20 protein-coding genes are annotated in these 21188 nt (G+C 72.6%); 12 read left to right on the top strand and 8 right to left on the bottom strand.

Going from position 1 to position 21188, the window contains the following annotated elements; all coding sequences use genetic code 11:
- The first annotated feature begins 88 nt into the window (after nucleotides 1-88).
- From pgfA to IEZ06_RS03915, 6 genes are all read left to right on the top strand, one after another.
- The gene (pgfA, locus tag IEZ06_RS03940) at nucleotides 89-1009 is read left to right on the top strand and encodes a cell envelope lipid trafficking protein PgfA (RefSeq protein ID WP_189235261.1); all 921 of its coding nucleotides are present in this window, start codon (nucleotides 89-91) and stop codon (nucleotides 1007-1009) included.
- Nucleotides 1010-1029: 20 nt separating this feature from the next.
- Entirely contained in the window at nucleotides 1030-1947 is a 918-nt protein-coding gene (locus IEZ06_RS03935; RefSeq protein ID WP_189235260.1) for a decaprenyl-phosphate phosphoribosyltransferase, read from the top strand.
- A complete protein-coding gene (dprE1, locus tag IEZ06_RS03930; protein WP_189235259.1) occupies nucleotides 1944-3290 on the top strand; it encodes an FAD-binding oxidoreductase in 1347 nt (448 codons plus the stop codon). The genes IEZ06_RS03935 and dprE1 overlap by 4 nt, the downstream gene beginning before the upstream one ends.
- Nucleotides 3291-3345: 55 nt before the next feature.
- Nucleotides 3346-4092: a decaprenylphospho-beta-D-erythro-pentofuranosid-2-ulose 2-reductase gene (dprE2, locus tag IEZ06_RS03925; protein ID WP_189235258.1), complete on the top strand. Its 747-nt coding sequence runs from the start codon at nucleotides 3346-3348 to the stop codon at nucleotides 4090-4092.
- 107 nt (nucleotides 4093-4199) lie between these two features.
- The gene (locus IEZ06_RS03920) at nucleotides 4200-5315 is read left to right on the top strand and encodes an NAD(P)H-dependent flavin oxidoreductase (RefSeq protein WP_189235257.1); all 1116 of its coding nucleotides are present in this window, start codon (nucleotides 4200-4202) and stop codon (nucleotides 5313-5315) included.
- A gap of 147 nt (nucleotides 5316-5462) precedes the next feature.
- On the top strand, nucleotides 5463-5813 hold the full coding sequence (locus IEZ06_RS03915; protein WP_189235256.1) for a hypothetical protein: 351 nt from the start codon (nucleotides 5463-5465) through the stop codon (nucleotides 5811-5813).
- A gap of 87 nt (nucleotides 5814-5900) precedes the next feature.
- Here the strand turns inward: IEZ06_RS03915 and IEZ06_RS03910 are convergent, their stop codons facing one another.
- The 5 genes from IEZ06_RS03910 to IEZ06_RS03890 form a co-directional block, all read right to left on the bottom strand.
- Nucleotides 5901-6224 carry a DMT family transporter gene (locus IEZ06_RS03910; RefSeq protein ID WP_189235255.1) on the bottom strand — a complete coding sequence of 108 codons (324 nt, stop codon included), beginning with the start codon at nucleotides 6222-6224 and terminating at the stop codon, nucleotides 5901-5903.
- Between the two features lie 87 nt (nucleotides 6225-6311).
- Entirely contained in the window at nucleotides 6312-7214 is a 903-nt protein-coding gene (locus IEZ06_RS03905) for an inositol monophosphatase family protein (protein WP_189235254.1), read from the bottom strand.
- 100 nt (nucleotides 7215-7314) lie between these two features.
- Nucleotides 7315-8082, bottom strand: coding sequence for a hypothetical protein (locus tag IEZ06_RS03900; protein ID WP_189235253.1), 768 nt, complete (start codon nucleotides 8080-8082; stop codon nucleotides 7315-7317).
- A 7-nt stretch (nucleotides 8083-8089) separates the two neighbouring features.
- Nucleotides 8090-8371, bottom strand: coding sequence for a hypothetical protein (locus tag IEZ06_RS03895; protein WP_203871801.1), 282 nt, complete (start codon nucleotides 8369-8371; stop codon nucleotides 8090-8092).
- A 177-nt stretch (nucleotides 8372-8548) separates the two neighbouring features.
- Nucleotides 8549-9844, bottom strand: a complete 1296-nt coding sequence (locus IEZ06_RS03890) for an MFS transporter (RefSeq protein ID WP_189235252.1) — start codon at nucleotides 9842-9844, stop codon at nucleotides 8549-8551.
- 65 nt (nucleotides 9845-9909) lie between these two features.
- Here IEZ06_RS03890 and IEZ06_RS03885 point away from each other — a divergent pair, with 65 nt between their 5' ends.
- The gene (locus tag IEZ06_RS03885; RefSeq protein ID WP_189235251.1) at nucleotides 9910-10998 is read left to right on the top strand and encodes an ArsR/SmtB family transcription factor; all 1089 of its coding nucleotides are present in this window, start codon (nucleotides 9910-9912) and stop codon (nucleotides 10996-10998) included.
- Here the strand turns inward: IEZ06_RS03885 and IEZ06_RS03880 are convergent.
- The 3 genes from IEZ06_RS03880 to IEZ06_RS03870 form a co-directional block, all read right to left on the bottom strand.
- A complete protein-coding gene (locus IEZ06_RS03880; RefSeq protein ID WP_189235250.1) occupies nucleotides 10983-11798 on the bottom strand; it encodes a crotonase/enoyl-CoA hydratase family protein in 816 nt (271 codons plus the stop codon). The two genes, IEZ06_RS03885 and IEZ06_RS03880, sit on opposite strands and share 16 nt — an antisense overlap.
- A gap of 189 nt (nucleotides 11799-11987) precedes the next feature.
- Nucleotides 11988-12740 (bottom strand): class F sortase, encoded by a 753-nt coding sequence (locus IEZ06_RS36090; RefSeq protein WP_203871802.1) that lies wholly within the window; start codon nucleotides 12738-12740, stop codon nucleotides 11988-11990.
- Between the two features lie 141 nt (nucleotides 12741-12881).
- Nucleotides 12882-14360, bottom strand: a complete 1479-nt coding sequence (locus IEZ06_RS03870) for a hypothetical protein (RefSeq protein ID WP_189235249.1) — start codon at nucleotides 14358-14360, stop codon at nucleotides 12882-12884.
- Nucleotides 14361-14739: 379 nt separating this feature from the next.
- Between IEZ06_RS03870 and IEZ06_RS03865 the strand changes: the two genes are divergently transcribed.
- From IEZ06_RS03865 to IEZ06_RS03845, 5 genes are all read left to right on the top strand, one after another.
- The gene (locus tag IEZ06_RS03865) at nucleotides 14740-16290 is read left to right on the top strand and encodes an acyl-CoA synthetase (RefSeq protein ID WP_189235248.1); all 1551 of its coding nucleotides are present in this window, start codon (nucleotides 14740-14742) and stop codon (nucleotides 16288-16290) included.
- On the top strand, nucleotides 16274-17272 hold the full coding sequence (locus IEZ06_RS03860) for a Zn-ribbon domain-containing OB-fold protein (protein WP_189235247.1): 999 nt from the start codon (nucleotides 16274-16276) through the stop codon (nucleotides 17270-17272). The genes IEZ06_RS03865 and IEZ06_RS03860 overlap by 17 nt, the downstream gene beginning before the upstream one ends.
- A 10-nt stretch (nucleotides 17273-17282) precedes the next feature.
- Nucleotides 17283-18302 carry a thiolase family protein gene (locus tag IEZ06_RS03855; protein WP_189235246.1) on the top strand — a complete coding sequence of 340 codons (1020 nt, stop codon included), beginning with the start codon at nucleotides 17283-17285 and terminating at the stop codon, nucleotides 18300-18302.
- 61 nt (nucleotides 18303-18363) lie between these two features.
- Nucleotides 18364-19515 carry a thiolase family protein gene (locus tag IEZ06_RS03850; protein WP_189235245.1) on the top strand — a complete coding sequence of 384 codons (1152 nt, stop codon included), beginning with the start codon at nucleotides 18364-18366 and terminating at the stop codon, nucleotides 19513-19515.
- Between the two features lie 50 nt (nucleotides 19516-19565).
- Entirely contained in the window at nucleotides 19566-21152 is a 1587-nt protein-coding gene (locus tag IEZ06_RS03845; RefSeq protein WP_189235244.1) for an acyl-CoA synthetase, read from the top strand.
- Nucleotides 21153-21188 lie beyond the last annotated feature (36 nt).

The following is a 21188-nucleotide window of genomic DNA, read 5'->3' as shown; positions in this document are numbered from 1 at the left end:
CACTAACATACTGGCCAGTAGCTCGTGATTTAAGTACATTTCACCCCCCATGACCACCTGCCCATCCAGGGACCCCCCAGGAGGATCAATGCGCCGAATAGTCGGGATCGTTCTCTTAGCCCTGGGAGCTTTTCTCATCGTCCTGGCACCGCTGGTGCGGTTCCAGGTGGCCGGCAGCCTGGTCGCCGCGCCCGCCGCGCAGTACGGGATCAGCAAGCTGGAGGCCGAGGGCGCGCAGTACTTCAGCGCCAGGGACCTCAAGGTCATGACCGCCCAGCTGGGCGTCACGGTCACCACCCGCGGCGACGTGAGCCAGGCCAAGGGCGACACGGTCGTCTGGGACGAGTTCACCGCGGTCAACGACGTGACGAACAGCAACCCCAACATCACGATCACCGAGCGGCGCAGCGCCTTCAACAAGTACACCGGCGAGGGCGTCACCTGCTGCTCGGTGAACATCGACGACAGGCCGGTCACGATGGAGGGCCAGATCTACAAGTGGCCCTTCGACGTGGAGCAGAAGACCTACAAGGTCTTCAACTCCGTCGCGGGCAGGGCGTTCGACGCCAGGTTCGTCGGCGAGGAGCAGGTCAACGGCCTGACCGCCTACAAGTTCGAGCAGGACGTGCCGGAGACCAAGACCGAGACGCGCAGCGTGCCCGCCTCCGTCATGGGCGTCACCGACGTCACCGGCGACGTCCAGGTGGACCGGGTCTACAAGGGCAGGAACACGTTCTGGATCGAGCCGGTGACCGGCTCGCCGGTCAAGCAGGAGCAGCGGCGCGACGAGGTGCTGCGCACCCAGGACGGCGCGCACAGCGTCACCGCCCTCGCCGCCACGATCCGGATGACCCCCGAGACGGTCAACGACCTGGTGTCCAACGCCACCGAGAGCAAGAACCAGATCTCCATGATCAAGGTGACGATCCCGCTGATCCTGCTCCTGCTGGGGCTGGTCCTGCTGGTCACCGGGTTCTTCGTGGCGCGCGGCGCAGACGGCAAGGCGTGACCGGCGAGGAGAGAACGGCCGTGCGGCCGCCGGCGGACCCGCCGGCGGCCGTCCGCGCGCACCGGGGGTTCTCCCCGGTCGCGCTGCTGCGGGCCTGCCGCCCGCGCCAGTGGCTGAAGAACGCGCTGGTCTTCGCCGCCCCCGCGGCGGCCGGGGTGCTGGGCACCGCCGCGGGACTGCGGGGCGCGCTGGTCGCCTTCGCAGCCTTCTGCCTGGCCGCCAGCGGCGCCTACCTCCTCAACGACGCCGCCGACGTCGAGGCCGACCGGCGCCACCCCCGCAAGCGCTTCCGCCCGGTCGCCGCGGGCCTGGTCCCGGTCGCGCTCGCCCGGGCCGCCGGGATCCTGCTGGTGCTGCTGGCCCCGGCGGTCGCCGCGCTGCCCGGCGACTGGCGGCTGCCCGCGGTCGTGGCCGGCTATCTGGCGCTGACGTTCTCCTACACCTTCTGGCTCAAGCACCAGCCCGTGGTCGACCTGGTCGCGGTCGCGGGGTGCCACGTCATCCGGGCCTTCGCCGGCGCGATCGCGGTGGACGTGCCGGTGACGAGCTGGTTCCTGGTGGTGGTCTCGCTCGGCTCGCTGCAGCTCGTGGCGGGCAAGCGCGAGGCCGAGGTGCGCGCCGCGGCGGAGAACGCCACCGGGAACGCCACCCGGGCCATCCTCGCCGCCTACACCCCCTCCTACCTCGCGCAGGTCCGCACCATGTCGTCGGGCGCGATGATCGTCACCTACTGCCTGTGGGCGCTGAACGACCACCCCGGCGGGCCGTTCTACGCGATGAGCATCGTGCCCTTCGTGCTCATCGTGCTGCGGCACAATCTCCTGGTGGACCGGGGCATCGGGGAGGAGCCGGAGGAGCTCGCCCTGCGCGACCGGCCCATCCAGCTGTTCATCGCGGCCCTCGTGGCCCTCCTGACGATCGGTATATACCTGACATGAGCTCCGCCGCGCCGCCCGGGACGACCTTCCTGACCGGCTGGGGCCGCACCTCGCCGACGCCCGCGCGGCTGGTCCGGCCCACCACCGCCGAGCAGGTCGCCGAGACCGTGCGCCGGGCGCCGGAGCGGGGCGTCGCCGCCCGGGGGCTCGGCCGCGCGTACGGCGACGCCGCCCAGAACGCCGGCGGGCTGGTCGTCGACTGCACCGCGCTGACCTCCTGGTCCCTGGACGAGGCCACCGGCCTGGTCACCGCCGGTGCCGGGCTGAGCCTGCACGACCTGATGGCGGCCCTGGTGCCCCGCGGCTGGTTCGTCCCGGTGACCCCCGGCACCCGGCACGTGACGGTCGGCGGGGCCGTCGCGGCCGACGTGCACGGCAAGAACCACCACGTGGACTCCTCCTTCGGCGCGCACCTGCGCTCGCTGACCCTGGTCACCGCCGGCGGCGGGATCCGGAGGCTGACCCCGGCCGACGACCTGTTCTGGGCCACGGTCGGCGGGATGGGCCTGACCGGGGTGGTCGTCGAGGCCGTCTTCCGGTGCGTGCCGATCGAGACCTCCCGGGTCCGGGTGGACACCGAGCGGACCCGGGACCTGGACCACACGCTGGAGACGATGGCCGCCACCGACGACCGCTACCGCTACACGGTCGCCTGGATCGACCTGCTCGCCCGGGGCGGCCGGATGGGCCGCAGCGTGCTCACCCGCGGCGACCACGCCGCGCGCGAGGAGCTGCCGCGCGGCGCCGACCCGCTGGAGTTCGCCCCCCGCTCCCTGGTCAAGGCCCCGCCGTGGGCGCCGGACGGCCTGCTGAACCCGCTGACCGTCCGGGCCTTCAACGAGGCCTGGTACCTCAAGTCCCGGCCCGGGACCTCCGTCCAGGGCCTGGCGCCGTTCTTCCACCCGCTGGACTTCGTGGACGGCTGGAACCGCATGTACGGCCCGCGCGGCTTCGTGCAGTACCAGTTCGCGGTGCCGTTCGGCCAGGAGGCGACGCTGCGGCGGATCGTCGCGCGGCTCTCGGCCGAGGGCGTGGTCTCGTTCCTGACGGTGCTCAAGCGCTTCGGCCCCGGCACGCCGGGGATGCTCTCGTTCCCGATGCCCGGCTGGACCCTGGCGCTGGACATCCCCGCCGGGCAGCGCGGCCTGGCCGGGCTGCTGCGCACCTTCGACGCGCAGGTGGCCGAGGCCGGGGGGCGGATCTACCTGGCGAAGGACTCCCGGATGACGGCCGCGACGATGGCCGCGACGTACCCCCGGCTCGCCGAGTGGCGTAAGGTCCGCGACGAGGCGGACCCCGGCGGGGTGTTCCGCACCGATCTGGCCAGGAGGCTCGGACTGTGAGGCCGGGTGCGGATCCCGGTCCCCGGCGGCCGGGCGTGGAGAGGGGAACGGTCTCGTGAGGAACGCGCTGGGTTCGGTGGACACGGTGCTGCTGCTGGGCGGCCGGAGCGAGATCGGGCTGGCGATCGTCGAGCGGCTGGTCCGCGACGGCGCCCGCCGGGTCGTGCTCGCCGCCCGCGGTGCGGCCGGCGGCGAGCCGCCGGTGATCGGGGACGCGGAGGTCCACCTGCTGGACTTCGACGCCTCCCGCCCCGAGACGCACGGCGAGGTGATCGAGGCCGCCGCGAAGCTGGTCGGCGACCTGGACGTGGTGATCCCCGCGTTCGGCGTGCTGGGCCGCCAGGCGGACTACGACGCCGACCCGGTGGCCGCCGCCGAGGCGGTCGCGGTCAACTACGGCGGGCACGTGTCGGCCGGGCTGTACGCCGCCCGGCGGCTGCGCGAGCAGGGCCACGGCACGCTCGTGGTGCTCTCCTCGGTGGCCGGGATCCGGGTGCGCCGGGCCAACTTCGTGTACGGCTCGGCCAAGGCGGGCCTGGACGGGTTCGCGCAGGGGCTCGGCGACGCGCTGCACGGCTCGGGGGCCCGGGTGATGGTGGTCCGGCCGGGCTTCGTGGTGGGGCGGATGACCGAGGGCATGACCCCCGCGCCGCTGTCCTCCACCCCGGGCCAGGTCGCCGACGCGGTGGTGGCGGGCCTGCGGTCGGGGGCCGAGATCGTGTGGGTGCCGGGCGCGCTGCGGCTGATGTTCGCGGTGCTGCGGGTGCTGCCGCGGGCGGTCTGGCGCAGAATGCCACGCTGAAACCTGTTCTGGTCGTTATCGCCATTCAGTACGGCTGAAATTTTTACCGGAAGATTCTGCACTAGAACACGTTGCAGTTACCGGCTCGCCGGTCGTACCGTGGGCGCATGCGGACACGTGTCACGGACATGCTCGGGATCGAGTTCCCGATCTTCGCGTTCAGCCACTGCCGGGACGTCGTCGCCGCGGTCAGCCGCGCCGGCGGGATGGGCGTGCTCGGCGCCCTCTACTTCACCCCGGAAGAGCTCGAGATGGAGCTCAAGTGGATCGACGACCACGTCGACGGCAGGCCGTACGGCGTCGACGTGGTCATGCCCGCCTCCTACGCGGGGGCCGACCTCGGCGTCGACTCCCCCGAGGACCTGGTGGGGCGCCTGGCCGGGATGATCCCCGAAGGCCACCGGAGGTTCGTCGACGACCTGCTGGCCGCGCACGACGTGCCGCCGCTGGCGGAGGGGAGCGACGCGGGCCGGGTCCTGCTCGGCTGGACCGACGCCACCGCCCGGCCGCAGGTCGAGGTCGCGCTCCGGCACCCCATCGCGCTGCTGGCCAACGCGCTCGGCCCGCCCCCCGCCGACATCGTCGAGCTCGCCCACGCCCGCGGGGTCAAGGTCGCGGCGCTCGCCTCCACCCCCCGGCACGCGGTCAAGCAGGTCGAGGTCGGCGTGGACATCGTCGTCGCCCAGGGCACCGAGGCCGGAGGGCACACCGGTGAGATCTCCACGATGGTGCTCGTCCCGCAGGTCGTGGACGCGGTGGACGTGCCCGTGCTGGCCGCCGGGGGCATCGGCGACGGCCGCCAGATGGCGGCGGGCATGGCCCTCGGCGCCGAGGGCGTGTGGACCGGGTCCATCTGGCTGACCGTGGAGGAGGCCGACACCCCCGAACTGGCCCGGCGGCGCATCCTTTCGGCCACCTCCCGCGACACGGTCCGCTCCCGCTCGTGGACCGGCAAGCCCGCCCGGCTGCTGAGGAACGAGTGGACCGAGGCCTGGGAGTCGGCCGAGTCCCCCGGCACGCTCCCGATGCCGCTGCAGTTCATGCTGGTCTCCGACGCGCTGCGCCGGATCGGCCGCTCCGACGCCGCGGAGCTGGCCACCTTCCCGGCCGGCCAGATCATCGGGACCATGAACCAGGTGAGGTCGGCGCGCGACGTGGTCTTCGGCATGGTCGAGCAGTACGTCGAGGCCATGGACCGCCTGGAGGGCCTGACACGGGACTGACCTCCGGTGCCGCGTCCCGGCGGGTCACCCGGGCGGGGGAGGCCGGATCATCCGTACGGCGGGCGCGACCAGGCGGAACGCGCACTACCGTTGCCTGCGCGCGGCCCGGAGTCGTCCGGGCCGTGAGTGAGCGCGGAGGAGAACGCGGTGAAGTGGATGTCGTGGCTCGGGGCCGGGCTGCTGGTGGTCGGCCTGGTCGCCGCGGGGCTGAGCGCGTTCGCGTTCTCCCGGGCCGGTGAGACCGCGGCGCGGATCGACGCGAGCCTCCAGGCGGCGGAGGACCTGCTCCGCGAGGCCGAGTCCGTCAAGGAGAGCGACCCGGCCCGCTACGAGCAGCTGACGGGCGAGGCCGGGCAGCGCGCCCAGTTCGCCCAGTTCGACCAGGAGGAGTACGACTCCCAGACGCAGGGCGCGCAGCTCCTGTCCGCCGGCGCGGTCGCCGGTCTCGCCGGAGGCGCCGGGCTGCTCGTCATCGGCCGCCGCAGGGCTCGCGTGTGACGAGCCTGCCGGGGCGTGGGCCGTCCGCCGTGGACGGGCGTGACGGTCGCCGGAGAGGCGCCGCACCGGACGCGGGCGCCCGGAAGGTCAGTGGGCGCCGGCGAGGTTGAGCACGATCACGCCGCCGATGATCAGGGCGATTCCCGCGATCTTGGCGGCGTTGAGGCTCTCGCCGAGGAAGAGCACCCCGATGGTGGCGACGGCGGCGGTCCCTGCCCCGGCCCACACGGCGTAGGCGGTGCCGACCTCCAGCTGCAGCTTCAGTGCCTGGGCGAGCAGGAAGAACGCCGTGCCGTACCCGGCGACCACGAGCAGCGACCAGCCCTTGTGGGCGAAGCCGTCGCTGAGCTTGAGCACCATGGTGGCCAGGACCTCCGCGATGATCGCTCCCGCCAGCATCAACCAGGCCATGTGTGAGCTCCCCCCCCGAACTGCGCCGTACCGGCGTCCTCCCGGCGGGAGTGTATCGCCGGGAAGCGCCTTCCCCAGGGGCGGCGATCACTCTGCGAGAGGTTTCTCCGTCCCGCCGCCGTGCTCCAGCCGGTCGATGGCGGCCAGCAGGCGGTGGATGTCCTCCGGACTCCTGTCGTGTGGGAGCCGGTTGCCGGGTGGCGACTGGTCGCGGATGAGCTCCAGCAACGCGGTGTGCGTCTCCCGGTCGGCCGCCACGACGAGTCCGCCCTTGCCGGTGTGCAACGGCTGACCGTCGATCCCGGTCACCACGCATCCGGCGGCCCGGCACAGGGCGATCCCGGCGGCGAAGTGCACGCTGTCCCGCAGGTGGCCGTCGGTGACGTACGCGGCGCGCCGACCTGCGGCGACCCACGCCACCGCCAGGGTGGTGGAGACGACACGCGGGTGGAAACGCCCGGCGAACCCCGGATCGGCCAGGAGTCGGGCGGCCTGGAAGACAGGGCCGTTCGGAAACGGCGGATCCAGGTTGACGTCCACCAGCCGCGAGCCGGACGACGGCGCGAGCCGCTCGTCCACGCCGCTCCGGCGAACGTACGCATGGGTGCCGTCGGTCCAGAACACCTCTCCGGCGAACGGATCGGCGCAGGCCGCCACCGTGGTGTCTGAGCCCACGCGCAGGGCGACGTTCACCGCGACGAGCATGCTGCGCGCGGCGTAGTTGAGCGTGCCGCACAAGGGATCGATCAGCCACCTGCGCTCCGCGCCGTCCGGGCCGGTGCTCCCGCTCTCCTCGGCCGTCACGGCATCGTCCGGCCGAGCCGTGCGGATGACGTCGAGGGTGGCCTTCTCCGCCTCGATGTCCGCGGCCGTGGCGAAGTCGCCCGCGGACTTCTCCAGGCGTGTCAGCGACGCGCCGTACATGGCCTGCACGACGGCGGCCCCCGCCTGCGCCGCCGTCAGGGCCAGCTCCTCATCGGTGATCACCATGTGCGCAGGATAGATCGAGGCACTTTCCCGCTGAACATGGGCTGTACGGCCGGCGGCTCGCAGGCGGCGGTCTCCGGGGCCTTGTGCGAGACCTGGCGTGTCAGGAATCCGTGAGGAGCTCGGCGGCGGCCTTCGGATCCATGATGTTGGACCAAGCTTGTTCGGCTGGGAGGAGGTGGCGTTCGGGCAGTGTGTACTCGGGGAACCATCCGTCCGCCTCACAGCCGGGAACACGACTGAGGATCATCGCGGTCAGATCGGATGGGACGGAGCCGGTGATGCGGATAGCCACGTAGGTCTCGTTGCCGTCGTCGGCTCGGATCTGGACGCCGAGGCGGAAGCCGGGGAAGTCGGAGGCGTGCTCGTGACCGTCGTGCAGGGAGCCACGGGCGAGGGCACAGATCGTGGAGTTGAGCCGGAGGGTGAACCTGGTGGCGGCTTCGAGCCGGTAGCGATCGTGATCATCGTGGTTGGGCAGAAGGTGCGCAGTGTAGGTGTCGGTGGTCAGCGACTGGTCGTGTTCGACGTTGTACCGGGCGCGGGCCGTCTTTCCGCTGGTTTCCAGGGCGGCGTAGAAGTCGTCGCTGGAGCCGTCCTCACGGGTGCCCGCCGCGACCAGCCACGTCCGGATCTCGGCGTCGGGATCGTCGGTCCACACGGCTCCGCGCCATCGCTGCACTTTCACCTTGAACAGCACCACATCGTCGATGGCACGTATGCGCTCGTGCGCCGTTCCAGGATCGGTGAACCGCTCGGAAGCCTTGTCCAATAGCGGATGGCTGATCGTTTCGAGGGGAACCCGCGCGGAGGGAATCGGCAGCTTCAGATCGTCACGAAGAGCGCGGAGCGTGGGGCGGACGCGGTGCACGGGGATGTCACTCCTCCCAGTCGCCGGTGCCGCCGAGTTCGTTGATGCGTTCAGGCGACAGACCGGTGAGCAGGGAGACGCTGGAACTCAGGGAGCCGTCCAGAACCTTCATCGACTCGATCATCCCGCGGCGGATGTGCTCACGTTGCTGTTCCATGTAGACGCGGACCGCGGTGGCGACCAGGTCTTTCTTGGTCATCCCGAGGAAATGGGCACCTTGGGAGATCAGCTCGTCGGTCGCCGGGTCGACCTTCAGCGGCGACTGTCGTTTGGCCGAGTTAGGCATCATGGCGTCCTCCTGAGCTCATGGTACCTAGGTACCTCACATTAGGAGGTGGTGCTTCGAGTAAACCTAGAGCTGTCGGGCGTGGCTTGCCGTCAGCGATGCCGGTATCACCGATGATCGATGGCGCGATCGTACGGCGCGGCCCGCACTCGGCCTCGGCTCGGCAGCATGTGGCGTGCATCATGGATCAGTCGTTGTGCGCGCTGGGCTTCCTGCCGTCCTGGCGGGTGAGGGTCGTGGCAAGGCGACTCCGTGAGGTTTCCAGCCGCGGAAGGCCCGGATCAATGCGGGCATCGTGACCAGCAGGGCGATCCCTCGCAGCACGCCCGCGACGGGGTACGGCGCACGCAGTCCGAACGCGTGCGCCACCAGTCCACCGGCCAGTGCTCCGAGCGGGATCAGGCCCCAGCCGATCATCCTGTAGACGCTGCCCACCCGGCCGAGCAGCCGCGGTGGCACGAGTTGCTGACGGAGGCCGATGGTCACGACGTTCCAGAGCACGATGGTGAAGCCGTTGGCGGCCAGCAGGACGCCGAGCACGGTCGCGTTCGGGCTCAACCCGATCCCGACGAAGACGACGACGTTCACCGCAAGCCCGGCCAACAGCGTTGGAAGCGTCCCGATCGCGTTGATGACGCGCGCGCCGGTCAGGCCGCCGAGCACGCTGCCGAGCGCGGCGCCGGCCAGTAGCAGGCCGTAGCCGCGCGCGTCCAGGCCCAGGGTCTGAGTGGCCAGCAGGACAAGGGTGGCGTTGCCGAGCTGGCCGCAGAAGGTGTTGACGCCGAGCAGGACGGCCAGGGTGCGCAGCAGCCGGTGGCGGGCCAGCCAGCGCAGGCCGTCGGTGATCGCCGTGCGCATCGGCGGATGCTCGACCGGATGGTGCCTGCGCCGGGGCAGGGTCGCCAGCAGCGCGGCGGACAGGGCGAACGAGGCGGTGTCCATCCCCAACGGCGCCGCTATGGCGACCGCGAACAGCAGGCCGCCGGTCGGTGGTCCCAGGAACTGGGAGCCGAGCGTGGCGATCGTCTGCTGGTGGCCGTTCGCCCGGTGTAGCAGGGGCGTGGCGACGAGGTCCGGCACGATCGCCTGGGCGGCGTTGGCCGAGACGACCGCGCAGGCACCCAGGCCGAAGGCCGTGACCGCCAGCGTTGGGATGCCCAAGTGGCCGGACGCGGCGAGGGCCGTGGTGACGGCGGCGATCGCAGCCTGAACCGCCTGGAAGCGCCACATGAGGCCGACGCGGTCGTAGCGGTCGACGAGCACGCCGGCGGGCAGCGACAGCAGCAGCCAGGGCAGGTACGCCGCCGCGGAGACGACCGACACCAGCCGTGGATCGCGTGTGATCGTGGCGGCCAGCAGCGGGGCCGCCGCGGCGAACGCGCCGTCACCGGCGGCGTTGATGCCCGTCGCCCACCACAATCGCCAGTAGGCCTTCGGCAGGCGCGGTTCGGCGGCCGGTGTCATATCTGATGTCATGCCGGGATCCTCTGGTCCCGGCCATCGCCGTGACAGCTTTTAGCCCGCTGCTACATAGTCGGTCCATGGCTTTGACGGTCGATCTCGGCGTGACCGAGCTGGCGGCGACGCGGTTGGCGATCTCACCGCTGTCGGAGACGGTGGCCGGCCTGCAGCAGCTGAGCGGCCGCTACCGCAACCCGCTCCACCTGCGGTGGCTGCGGTGGGCGTCCGACGAGCTCGCCACGCGCCCCCTCGAGTTGCCGCGTACCTGGCCGCTGTTGGTGAACGACCGGCCGAGCTGGCCGGAGTTCCTCGTCCCCGCTCCACTCGGCGCGGCGGCGTCGATCGACGACGACCTGGCCGCGCTGCAGGCGACGACGCCACGTCAGGTACGGGCCAGCCTCCGGCGTGTGTTCGGGGAGGAACTTCCCGACGCCGCCGCCGCGCTCGCCATGCACCCGGCGGCGGGCCTACGGGTTATCGCCGCGGAACTGCGCGTGGCGCACGAGCGGCTCATCGCACCGCACTGGCCGCGGATCCGGGCCGTCCTGGACGCGGACGTCATCCATCGCGCTCAGCAGCTGGCGGCGGGCGGCGCCGAGAAGCTCTTCGCCGGCCTGCACCCGGACCTGCGGTGGTGCGATGGCCGGCTGCTGCTGCAGGGAGCACACTGGCGGGCCGGGCACATGGTCGATCGCGGCCCGGGCGGGCTGGTCCTGCTGCCCGTCGTTCTCGGCCCACCTCACGTGATGATCAAAAAGAGTACGTCCACGCAGACCACCGTGCGCTATCCCGCGCGGGGCGTCGGCGCGTTGTGGACTGCGGGAACGCAGCCACCGGCGGGGAGTGCGGTTCGGCTGCTCGGCCGGGCGCGGGCCGAACTGCTGGAGGCGCTGCGCTCTCCCTCCACGACGACGGAGCTGGCTCGTGCGCTGGGTGTAACGCCCAGCGCGGTGTCGCAGCATCTCGGGGTGCTGCACGGCAGTGGGCTGGTCGCGCGCGAGCGATCCGGGCGCACCGTCGTGTACAGGACGACCACTCTCGGCGCTTCCCTGATCGGGGACCGCCCGAACCTCTCTCCGGCCGGACGGCCGGCGGGGAGGGACCACCGGGACGAGCCGGCGGAACAGGTCTGCATTCGTCAGCCGGGAGGACATCACCGGCCCCGGTAGACCGGCGGGCGCTTCTCGCGGAAGGCCAGTGAGCCCTCCTTGGCGTCCTCGGAGCCGATGACCGGCCAGCCGATGGCGTCGGAGACCTTCAGGGCCTCGGGCTCGGGCAGGCCCTCGGTCTCGCGGCAGGCGCGCAGGACGGCCTGTACGGCCAGCGGCCCGCAGGCGGCGATCTGCGCGGCGGTCTCCAGGGCGGACTCCAGCGCGGTGCCGTCCGGGACGACCCGGTTGACCAGGCCCATGGCCAGGGCCTCCTGCGCGGTGACGGCCCGGCCGGTCAGCAGGATGTCCATGGCGAAGGCGTAGGGGATCTGCCGGGGGAGCCGGACCGCGGAGCCGCCCATCGGGAACAGCGCGCGGCGGGCCTCGAACAGGCCGAGGACGGCCGACTCGGCGACCACGCGCAGGTCGGTGCCGACGAGCAGCTCGGTGCCCCCGGCCACGGCGTGGCCCTCGACCGCGCAGACGACGGGCTTGGTGGGCAGCGCGCCGGAGTCGCGCAGCAGGCCCTTCCAGTGGTAGTCGGGGATCTGCGCGGCCCGCTCGGCGACGCGCGGATCGGACGACGGGCGGCCCATGGCCTTGAGGTCGGCGCCCGCGCAGAAGGTGCCGTTCGCGCCGGTCAGCACGGCGACCCGGACCTCCGGCTCGTCGGAGACGTAGGCCCAGGCGTCGGCCAGGCCGACCAGCATGTCCGTGGAGAGGGCGTTCTTCGCCTCGGGCCGGTCCATGGTCACGACGACGACGTGGCCGTCGCGCTCGACCCGGCAGTGCGGCGTGCTGATCGGCAGCGGTTCCACGGACGACCTCCGTTGTTGACCCAAGCGCTTGTTAGGCGATCCTAGATCGGCCGCCGCCCGTGCCGCCAGAAGGCCGGGCGTGTCAGGGGTGCGCAGGGCCGTTCCCGGGAGCCGCGGGGCTCCCGGCGCCCTCAGGAGGTCAGGGGAGCGCGAGGGGGCGGGGAGCCCGCCGTACGGAGGGCGCGGAGGTCAGGCCTTCAGGTGGGCGTAGACGATGATGTTGTCCTCGTAGTGCCCGGTCGCCGGGTCGAAGGCGCCGCCGCAGGTGATCAGCCGGAGTTCGGGCGCGGCGGTCTCGCCGTACACCCGGTCGGTGGGGAAGGCGTCCTTGTCCACCCGCTCCAGCTCGTCCACCGTGAAGACGGCGGTCCTGCCGTCGGCGCGCTTGACCTTGACGGTGTCGCCGGGCTTGAGGGTATGCGTCCGGGCGAAGACCGCGGGCTTGCCGTAGGCGTCCACGTGCCCGAGCAGTACGGCGGGGCCCGCCTCACCGGGCGTCGGGCGGTGCTTGTACCAGCCGACGAGCTCCGGGCGGTCCAGCGCGGGGACCTCGACGGTCTGGTCGGTGTTCAGGCCGACCGGGTCGATCGGCGCGTCCTTCACCCCGATCACCGGGATGTCCAGGCTGACCGGCTCGGACCCGGTCATCGCCTCGGCGGCGGTGAACGCCGGCTTGCCCGCGGCGCCGGATGACTTCTCGGACTTCTTGGATTTCCCGGACTCCGAAGTCTTCCCGGAGTCGCCCGAGCCCTCGGAGCCGCCGGACTCCGGCGACCCGGATCCGGCGGAGCCCTCCTGGACCGAATCCTGGGCCGGGAGCGGAAGGGCGGAGGGCGGGTCGGTCGCCAGGGCGGCTCCGGTGACGAGTACGCCGCAGAAGATCGCCAGGGCCGCTCCCGTGGTGACGGCGATGCGGCGCTTGGACGGAGTGGGGCCGGACATGGCCGGGACACCTGCCTCAGGTCGGGACGGTCGGATCGGGGCGGGGCGCGGACCCGGGGATCGGGTCCGCGCCCTCGATGAAGCGTCGGCTCCGTGGAGCACCGGCTCCTATGAGGCCTCAGTCTCAGCCCCGGTGGAGCCTCAGCTCTGGCGGCCGAAGCGGCCGAACAGGGCCGCGCCGGAGCCGCCGGCGATCAGCGTGCCGCCGAGCGCCAGCGCGGCGAGGGGGGAGGCGCCGGTGCCGGTGGTGTTCGCGGCGAGGTTCTGCTCGATGCGGCCGCCGCCGGTCTGCGCGCCGCCCCGGGGGGTGTAGGTGTAGGAGTAGATCTTCGTGTAGACGTTCGTCTGCGTGTGCACGTGCGTGTGCGCGCCGGTGCGCGCCTGCGGGCTCTTGACCGTCAGCCGGGCCGAGGACTTCTGGCCGGTGGGCAGCTTGGCGGTGAACCAGTAGGAGCCCGCGTCGGTGCTGGACGGGACGTGGAACCGCTTGATGGCGGCGCCGTTCCGGTCGAGCCTGAGGGTGAACCTGCGGCCGGCCGGGTCGACCAGGGTGACCCGGGTGCCGGGGGCCACGTACGTGGTCGCGATCAGCGCGGTGAACTTGCCGCCCGCGGTGACCGTGTCCGGGGTCAGGTCCAGGGCGATCCGGCCCGCGGGGAGCGGCGTCCTGACGACGGTCAGGGCGGCGGAGTCGCGGGCGCCGTCCGGCAGCGAGGCCGAGACCGTGTAGCGGCCGGGCCTGGTGCCCTTGGGCACGGTCAGGGTGATCCGCGCGCAGCCGTGCGCGTCGAGCTTCGCCCGGTGGAGGCGGCCGGCCAGGTCCTTGACGGTGACCACGGTGCCGGGCTTGGCCCGCTTCGTGTTGACGACGGCCTGGTAGGTCTGCCCGGCCCGGACGCTGCCCGGGCTGGTGCGCAGGTCCAGCGAGGCGGCCGGTGCGGCCTTGACGACCGCCCAGGTCTCGACCGGCTCGGCGCGGGTGACGCTGACGCGCAGGGTGTGCTCGCCGAGGCGGGCGTCGGCCGGGACGGTCATCCCGATGACGGCCCGGCCCGAGCGGATGATGCCCGCGGCGCTCCTGCCGCCGATGCCCCGGATGAAGACGCGGGCGCCGTTCGGCACCTCCAGGGTGCGGACCGTCACGGTGTAGGCGCCACCGCGCACGACGGCGCCGGGGGTGACGACGGCCGAGTCGATGACCGGCCGCTTGACCTCCACGACGTCGCCGGGCCGGGGCGCCGGACCCGATCCGGGGGCGGGCTCCTCCGCCGGCGGCGCCGGGACGGGGTCCTGGGCGGGCGCGGGCTTCTCGACGGGCTGCTCGGCGGGGGCCGCGGCGGGCTCCTCGGCCGGGACCGGGTCGGCCTCGAACGCGGGGGCGGGCTCCGCGGCGGGCGCCTCGGCCTCCGCCTCCGGGGCGGCGGCCTCCGGGGCGGCGGCGGGCGCGGCCTCGGGGGTCACCCCCTCGGAGGCGGTGACGTCGAGGTCGCCCCGCGCCTCGGTCAGATCGACGACGGAACCGGCCGGGACGCCGTCGATGTCGTCGGCGAACGCCGGGGAAGCGGTCAGTACGGCGAGGCCGAGAGCACCGGCGGCCGCCAGGGACTTGTTGAAACGCATGATCTCCCCATCGCGGAGACGGCGGGTGGTCAACATGAGCCCAGCTCGGGGACGCCGCCTCTCGCCTAGCCATATTGACCGAGCAAAGTTCCCATAAGGGACAAATAAGCAGTTTCATCCATGAACTTGACTTTCTTCTTACCTTTCATGAGCTATGCGTGACGGCGGCGGTGCCGATGGTGATGGGAGGGTAAAGGGGCCGCCGGGCTCCGCCTTTGAATCAAACGCTTGTTAGGCGGGCCCGGCCGGGTTAGTCTGCCCCTGCGAACAAGAACACGTTCTCGTTCGAGACCTCCCGCGCCGCCAGCGCCGTGCCGCGATCCGGGGACGCGCACCGCTCCGGCGGCTCGGGTGCCTTCCGACCAGAGGGGGACCCGCGATGGGCACGCTCGGCTTCTGGAGACTGGCGCAGGCGGATCCGGAATGGATCGCGGCCGTGGACCCGGACGGCACCGAACACCGCGCGGGAGACCTGCTGGCCCGGGCGAACCGCCTCGTGCACGGCCTGCGGGAGCTGGGCCTGGAGCCCGGCGACGGGATCTGCGGCCTGGTCCCCAACGGCGCCGACGGCCTGGTGCTCTACCTGGCCGCGCTGCAGGCCGGGTGGTACTACACGCCGGTCAACTGGCACCTCACCGGCCCCGAGATCGGCTACATCATCGACGACAGCGAGGCCAGGGCCTTCTTCGTGCACGAGCGCCACGCCGCCGAGGGCATGCGCGCCGCCGCAGGGTCGGGCCTGCCCGCCGACCGCGTCTTCGCCTTCGGCCGGGTGGACGGCGCCCGGCCCGCGGCGGAGCTGACCGACGGCCGCCCGGACACCGCCCCCGCAGGCCGTACGGCGGGCGCCACCATGCACTACACCTCCGGCACCACGGGCCGGCCCAAGGGCGTGCGCCGGCCTCTCAACGGCCTGGACCCGGACGACTCGGCCGAGCTGATGACCTTCCTGCTCGCCATGTTCGGCATCACCCCCGGCGAGGGGAACGTCCACCTGGTCACCTCGCCCGGCTACCACACCGCCGTCACCCAGTTCGGCGGCACGGCCCTGCACATGGGCCACACGCTCGTCTACATGGACCGGTGGGACGCCGAGGAGATGCTCCGGCTCTGCGAGCGGTACCGCGTCACCAACTCGCACCTGGTCCCCACCCACTTCAAGCGCCTGCTCGCGCTGCCCGAGGAGACCCGGCGGGCCTACGACCTGTCCTCGCTCAGATGGATGATCCATGCCGCCGCCCCCTGTCCCGTCCCCGTCAAATGGGCGATGCTCGAGTGGTGGGGCGACTGCGTCTACGAGTACTACGCGGCGACCGAGGGCGGCGGCACGATCGCCACCCCCGAGGGCTGGCGCAAGCACCCCGGCACCGTCGGCACCGCCTGGCCGATCAGCGAGCTGCTCATCGTGGACGAGGACCTGGAGCCGGTCCCCACCGGCACCCCCGGCACCGTCTACATGAAGATGATGGGCGCCTCCTTCGAGTACAAGGGCGACCCGGCCAAGACCGAGGCCAACCGGCTGCGCGACTTCTTCACCGTCGGCGACATCGGCTACCTGAACGACGAGGGCTTCCTCTTCCTCTGCGACCGCAAGGCCGACCTGATCATCTCCGGCGGGGCCAACATCTACCCGGCCGAGATCGAGAACGAGCTGACGGTCCACCCCAAGGTCGCCGACGTGGCCGTGTTCGGCGTCCCCGACGAGGAGTGGGGCGAGCAGATCAAGGCCGTGATCGAGCCCGCGCCCGGCGTGGAGCCCTCCCCGGAGCTCGCCGCGGAGATCCTCTCCTCCCTGGAGGGCCGCCTGTCCAGGATGAAGTGGCCGAAGAGCGTCGACTTCATCGAGGAGATGCCGCGCGAGCCCAACGGCAAGCTCCTCAAACGCCGGCTGCGCGACCCCTACTGGGAGGGACATGACCGTGCCATCTGAGGCGCCGTCCGGGGCGGCCGCGTCGCCGGGAGGCGCCGTCGCGGATCCCGGCGGAGCCGTCGCGGGCCCCGGCGGGGCTCCCGCCGGAGACCCCGTCGTCGACCACGTCCTGGAGTTCCCCGGCGGCTACACGCGCACGACCGGGCCGGTGATCGGGCGCTTCCTCACCGAGCTGCGGGACGCCCGGATCGTCGGGGTACGCACCGCCGACGGCCGGGTCCTGGTGCCGCCGCTGGAGTACGACCCCGCCACCGGCGAGGACGTCACCGGCGAGTTCGCCGAGGTCGGCCCGGCCGGGAGCGTGCAGAGCTGGGCCTGGGTGGGCGCCCCCCGCCCGGAGCACCCCCTTCCCCGCCCGTTCGCCTGGGCGCTGATCCGCCTGGACGGCGCGGACACGGCACTGGTCCACGCGGTGGACGCCGGCGACGCCCGCGCCATGCGCCCCGGCCTGCGGGTCCGCCCCCGCTGGCGGGCCGAGCGCACCGGGCACATCACCGACATCGAGAGCTTCGTGCCCGAGGTCGTGAAGATCACCTCTCCGGTCCGCGCGGAGTACCGCCTGCGGCCCGGCCGGGCGCTGACCCGCTTCCTGGAGGGCGTGGCCCGGGGCGTGCTTCTGGGCTGCCGCTGCGGTTCCTGCGGCAAGGTCTACGTGCCCTACCGCCTGTCCTGCCCCGAGTGCGGCGTCGCGGTCACCGAGGAGCGGGAGCTGCCGGACACCGGCACGGTCACCACCTTCGCGATCAACAACCTGCCCGACCCCCGAGCCCCCCAGGTGCCGTTCGTCTCGGCCTACATCCTGCTCGACGGCGCGGACGTACCGCTGATCGCGCTGGTCGGCGACGTCCCGGCGCACGAGGTGCGGCAGGGCATGCGGGTGCGGGCGGTCTGGGCCCCGCGGCAGGAGTGGGCGCCGGCCCCGCTGTCGATGCCGAACATCAAGTGGTTCGCCCCCACCGGCGAACCCGACGCCGAGCTGTAGGGGGACGCGGATGCGTGAGGTGGCGGTCGTGGCGTTCGCCCAGACCCGGCACAGCGCGGTCGACGAGGGATTGAGCGAACCGGAGCTGATCCTGCCGGTGATCGAGGAGGTGCGGCGCGCGTCGGGCCTGCGGACGTTCGGCTTCACCTGCTCGGGCAGCTGCGACTATCTCGCGGGCGCGCCGTTCTCGTTCGTCTCCGCGCTCGACGCGGTCGGCGCCTGGCCGCCGATCTCCGAGAGCCACGTGGAGATGGACGCGGCCTGGGCGCTGTACGAGGCGTGGGTCCGGCTCCAGCACGGCGACGTCGACTCGGCGCTGGTCTACGGCTTCGGCAAGCCCTCCCAGGGCGACCTGCACCAGATCATGACCCTCCAGCTGGACCCGTACTACCTGGCCCCGCTCGGCCTGGACCACGTCTCCTACGCCGCCCTGCAGGCCTCGGCGCGCGGGGTGGACCGGGCCGAACTCGACGAGATCGTACGGCGCAGCCGCGCCGCCGGGCGGGCCAACCCCTTCGCCCTCGACCTGCCCGACCCGGAAGGGGACTCCTTCGAGGTCGAGCCGCTGCGGCCGTACGACGTCGCGGCCCCCGCCGACGGCGCCGCCGCGGTGGTGCTGGCGGCCGGGGACCTCGCCCGGAGCGTGTGCGAGCGTCCCGCCTGGATCACGGGCATCGCCCATTGCATGGATTCCCATTACCTGGGAATGAGAGACCTCGCCAGGTCGGCCTCCGCCGCCGAAGCCGCACGCGCGGCGGGGGCCGGCAAGGCTCAGGTCGACGTGGCCGAGCTGCACGTCCGGTTCAGCCACGAAGAACCCATCCTCCGCGAGGCCCTCGGCCTGTCCGCCGCCACCGAGGTCAACCCCAGCGGCGGCCCGCTGGCCGCCGACCCCGTCATGGCCACCGGCCTGATCCGGATCGGCGAGGCGGCCCGGCGCGTCATCGGCGGCACCGCCGGCCGCACCCTCGGGCACGCCGCGAGCGGCCCCTGCCTGCAGCACAACCTCGTCGCCGTGCTGGAGGGCTGAGCCATGGGGGCGGAGCGGATCCGGCGCGGTGAGCGGAGCGAGCGAGGAGTGGTGAGCGACCATGAGCGGTAACCGCTGCGCGGTCATCGGGGTGGGGCAGACCGAGTACCGCACCAAGAGGCGGGACGTCTCGATCGCCGGGCTGGTCCGCGAGGCCGCCGCCCGGGCGCTCGCCGACGCGGAGCTGACCTGGCGGGACATCGACGCCGTCGTCCTGGGCAAGGCCCCCGACCTGTTCGAGGGCGTGATGATGCCCGAGGCGTACCTCGCCGACGCGCTCGGCGCGGCCGGCAAGCCGATCATGCGCGTGCACACCGCGGGCTCGGTCGGCGGCTCCACCGCCCTGGTCGGCGCGTCCCTCGTCCAGGGCGGGGTGCACGACCGGGTGCTGGTGGTGGCCTTCGAGAAGCAGTCGGAGTCCAACGCCACCTGGGCGCTGTCCACGCACCCGCCGTTCAACGCCTCGCTGGTGGTCGGCGCCGGCGGCTACTTCGCCCCGCACATCCGCGAGTACATGCGCAGGTCCGGGGCGCCCGACCACATCGGCACGCTGGTCGCGGTCAAGGACCGGCGCAACGCGCTGAAGAACCCCTACGCCCACCTGAAGATCCCCGGCATCGACCGGGCCATGGTCGAGTCGACCCCGATGCTCTGGGAGCCGATCCGCTACCTGGAGACCTGCCCGTCCAGCGACGGCGCGTGCGCCCTGGTCCTGGCCTCGGAGAAGGCCGTCACCGGCACCCCCGCCTGGGTACTCGGCACGGCCATGCGCTCCGAGCCGATCTTCCGGGCCGGCCGCGACACCGTGGACCCGCGGGCGGGCCGGGACTGCGCCGCCGACGTGTACCGGCAGGCCGGGATCACCGACCCGCGCCGGGAGATCGACGTGGCCGAGGTCTACGTGCCCTTCTCCTGGTACGAGCCGATGTGGCTGGAGAACCTCGGCTTCGCCGCCGAGGGGGAGGGCTGGAAGCTCACCGAGTCGGGGGCCACCGCCCTGGACGGCGACATCCCGTGGAACGCCTCCGGCGGGGTGCTGTCGAGCAACCCGATCGGCGCCTCCGGGCTGATCCGGTTCGCCGAGGCGGCGCTGCAGGTCCGCGGGATGGCGGGCGAGCACCAGGTGGACGGGGCCCGGCGGGCCCTCGGGCACGCCTACGGGGGAGGCGCGCAGTTCTTCGCGATGTGGATGGTCGGCAGAGACAGACCCTAGAGCCCTCAGAGCAGGGCCGGACCCTGGCAGCGGTCGAAGGAGCGCCCCCGATGGAGTTCAACCACGCAGATCTGTTCGAAGGGCTCGCGGACGCGATCGGGGAGCGCGTCGCCGTCGTCTGCGACGGCCGCCGCCTGACCTACGCGGAGCTGGACGCGCACGCCAACCGGCTCGCGCACCACCTGGCCGCGCACGGCGTCGGGGCGGGGCGGCACGTCGGCATCCACCTCTACAACGGCGTCGAGTACATCGCCGCGATGCTGGCGGCGCTGAAGCTGCGGGCCGTGCCGGTCAACGTCAACTACCGCTACGTCGAGGACGAGCTGCTCTACCTCTATCAGGACGCCGAGCTGGCGGCGCTCCTGTTCGACGTGGAGTTCGACGACCGGGTGGCGGCCGTCGCGCCCCGGGTCCCCACGCTCACCCACCTGGTCGCGGTGGGCGGCCCGTCGAAGGTCGCCGGGGCGGTGCCGTACGAGACGGCGCTGGAAGGGATGCCGGAGACGCGCGGCTTCCCCGCCCGTTCCGGGGACGACCTCTACATCGTCTACACCGGCGGCACGACCGGCATGCCCAAGGGCGTGCTGTGGCGGACCGAGGACCTGTTCTTCGCCTTCGGCGGCGGGAACCCGTACGGTGACCCGCTGGGCAGCCCGCAGGCCGTGGTGGAGCAGGCGCGCGCCTCCGGGCCGCTGGTCATGCTGACGGCCGCGCCGCTGATGCACGGCGCGGCCCAGATGGCCACCTTCATCACCTGGTGGATGGGCGGCACCATGGTCTACGTCCGCCGGTTCGACCCCGTCGCGGTGCTGCGCGCGATCGAGCGGGAGAAGGCCTTCACGCTCGGCATCACCGGCGACGCGATGGCCCGGCCGCTCGCCGAGGAGCTCGCCGCGGGCTCCTACGACCTGTCGTCGCTGGGCGTGCTCAGCTCCACCGGGGCGATCCTGACCGGGGCGGTCCGCGACCGGCTCCAGGAGCTGATCCCGCACGTGATGATCATCGACAGCTTCGGCTCCACCGAGTCCGGCTACACCGCCTCGGCGGCCCCCGGCTCCTCCCCGGAGACCGGGCTGCGCTTCCAGCCGAACGCCACCGTCGGCCTGACCGTGCTCGACGCGTCCCTGCAGCCGGTCGGACCCGGCTCCGGAGAGGTCGGCACGGTCGCCAGGAGCGGCCGCATCCCGCTCGGCTACCACCGGGACGAGGAGAAGACCCGCCGCACCTTCGTCACCGACGCGGCGGGGGTGCGCTGGCTGCTCACCGGCGACCTGGCCACGGTCGAGGAGGACGGCACGGTCGCGTTCCTCGGCCGGGGCTCGGGCTGCATCAACACCGGCGGGGAGAAGGTCTTCCCGGAGGAGGTCGAGGCGGTGCTCAAGGGCCACCCGGCGGTCTTCGACGCGGTCGTCACCGGGGTGCCGGACGAGCGCTGGGGGAGCAGGGTCGCCGCGGTGGTGGAGCCCCGCCCCGGCACGGCCCCGACGGCCGAGGAGCTCGGCGCGCACTGCCGGAGGAGGCTCTCCGGCTACAAGGTCCCCCGGATCTTCGCCTTCGTCGACGAGATGGTCCGCTCCCCGGCGGGCAAGGCCGACTATCGCTGGGCCCGCGAGACCGCCGCGGCCGCCTCGGCGTAGACCTCCCGGTGCGGGTTCCCCGATGAGGGGCGCCTG

The organism is Planomonospora antibiotica (assembly GCF_014647955.1).
Classification (GTDB): domain Bacteria; phylum Actinomycetota; class Actinomycetes; order Streptosporangiales; family Streptosporangiaceae; genus Planomonospora; species Planomonospora parontospora.
This window is presented reverse-complemented; position numbering and strand designations above follow the sequence as displayed.

Bases quoted from the DNA above. Each gene is read 5' to 3' on its own strand.
- pgfA (WP_189235261.1), top strand. From the start codon at position 89: ATGCGCCGAATAGTCGGGATCGTTCTCTTAGCCCTGGGAGCTTTTCTC.
- IEZ06_RS36090 (WP_203871802.1), bottom strand. From the start codon at position 12,740: ATGTCCGGCCCCACTCCGTCCAAGCGCCGCATCGCCGTCACCACGGGA.
- IEZ06_RS03905 (WP_189235254.1), bottom strand. From the start codon at position 7,214: ATGGTGATCACCGATGAGGAGCTGGCCCTGACGGCGGCGCAGGCGGGG.
- dprE1 (WP_189235259.1), top strand. From the start codon at position 1,944: ATGAGCTCCGCCGCGCCGCCCGGGACGACCTTCCTGACCGGCTGGGGC.
- IEZ06_RS03855 (WP_189235246.1), top strand. From the start codon at position 17,283: ATGCGTGAGGTGGCGGTCGTGGCGTTCGCCCAGACCCGGCACAGCGCG.
- IEZ06_RS03910 (WP_189235255.1), bottom strand. From the start codon at position 6,224: ATGGCCTGGTTGATGCTGGCGGGAGCGATCATCGCGGAGGTCCTGGCC.
- IEZ06_RS03850 (WP_189235245.1), top strand. From the start codon at position 18,364: ATGAGCGGTAACCGCTGCGCGGTCATCGGGGTGGGGCAGACCGAGTAC.
- IEZ06_RS03860 (WP_189235247.1), top strand. From the start codon at position 16,274: ATGACCGTGCCATCTGAGGCGCCGTCCGGGGCGGCCGCGTCGCCGGGA.
- IEZ06_RS03920 (WP_189235257.1), top strand. From the start codon at position 4,200: ATGCGGACACGTGTCACGGACATGCTCGGGATCGAGTTCCCGATCTTC.
- IEZ06_RS03870 (WP_189235249.1), bottom strand. From the start codon at position 14,360: ATGCGTTTCAACAAGTCCCTGGCGGCCGCCGGTGCTCTCGGCCTCGCC.
- IEZ06_RS03865 (WP_189235248.1), top strand. From the start codon at position 14,740: ATGGGCACGCTCGGCTTCTGGAGACTGGCGCAGGCGGATCCGGAATGG.
- IEZ06_RS03845 (WP_189235244.1), top strand. From the start codon at position 19,566: ATGGAGTTCAACCACGCAGATCTGTTCGAAGGGCTCGCGGACGCGATC.
- IEZ06_RS03885 (WP_189235251.1), top strand. From the start codon at position 9,910: ATGGCTTTGACGGTCGATCTCGGCGTGACCGAGCTGGCGGCGACGCGG.
- IEZ06_RS03895 (WP_203871801.1), bottom strand. From the start codon at position 8,371: ATGATGCCTAACTCGGCCAAACGACAGTCGCCGCTGAAGGTCGACCCG.
- IEZ06_RS03890 (WP_189235252.1), bottom strand. From the start codon at position 9,844: ATGACATCAGATATGACACCGGCCGCCGAACCGCGCCTGCCGAAGGCC.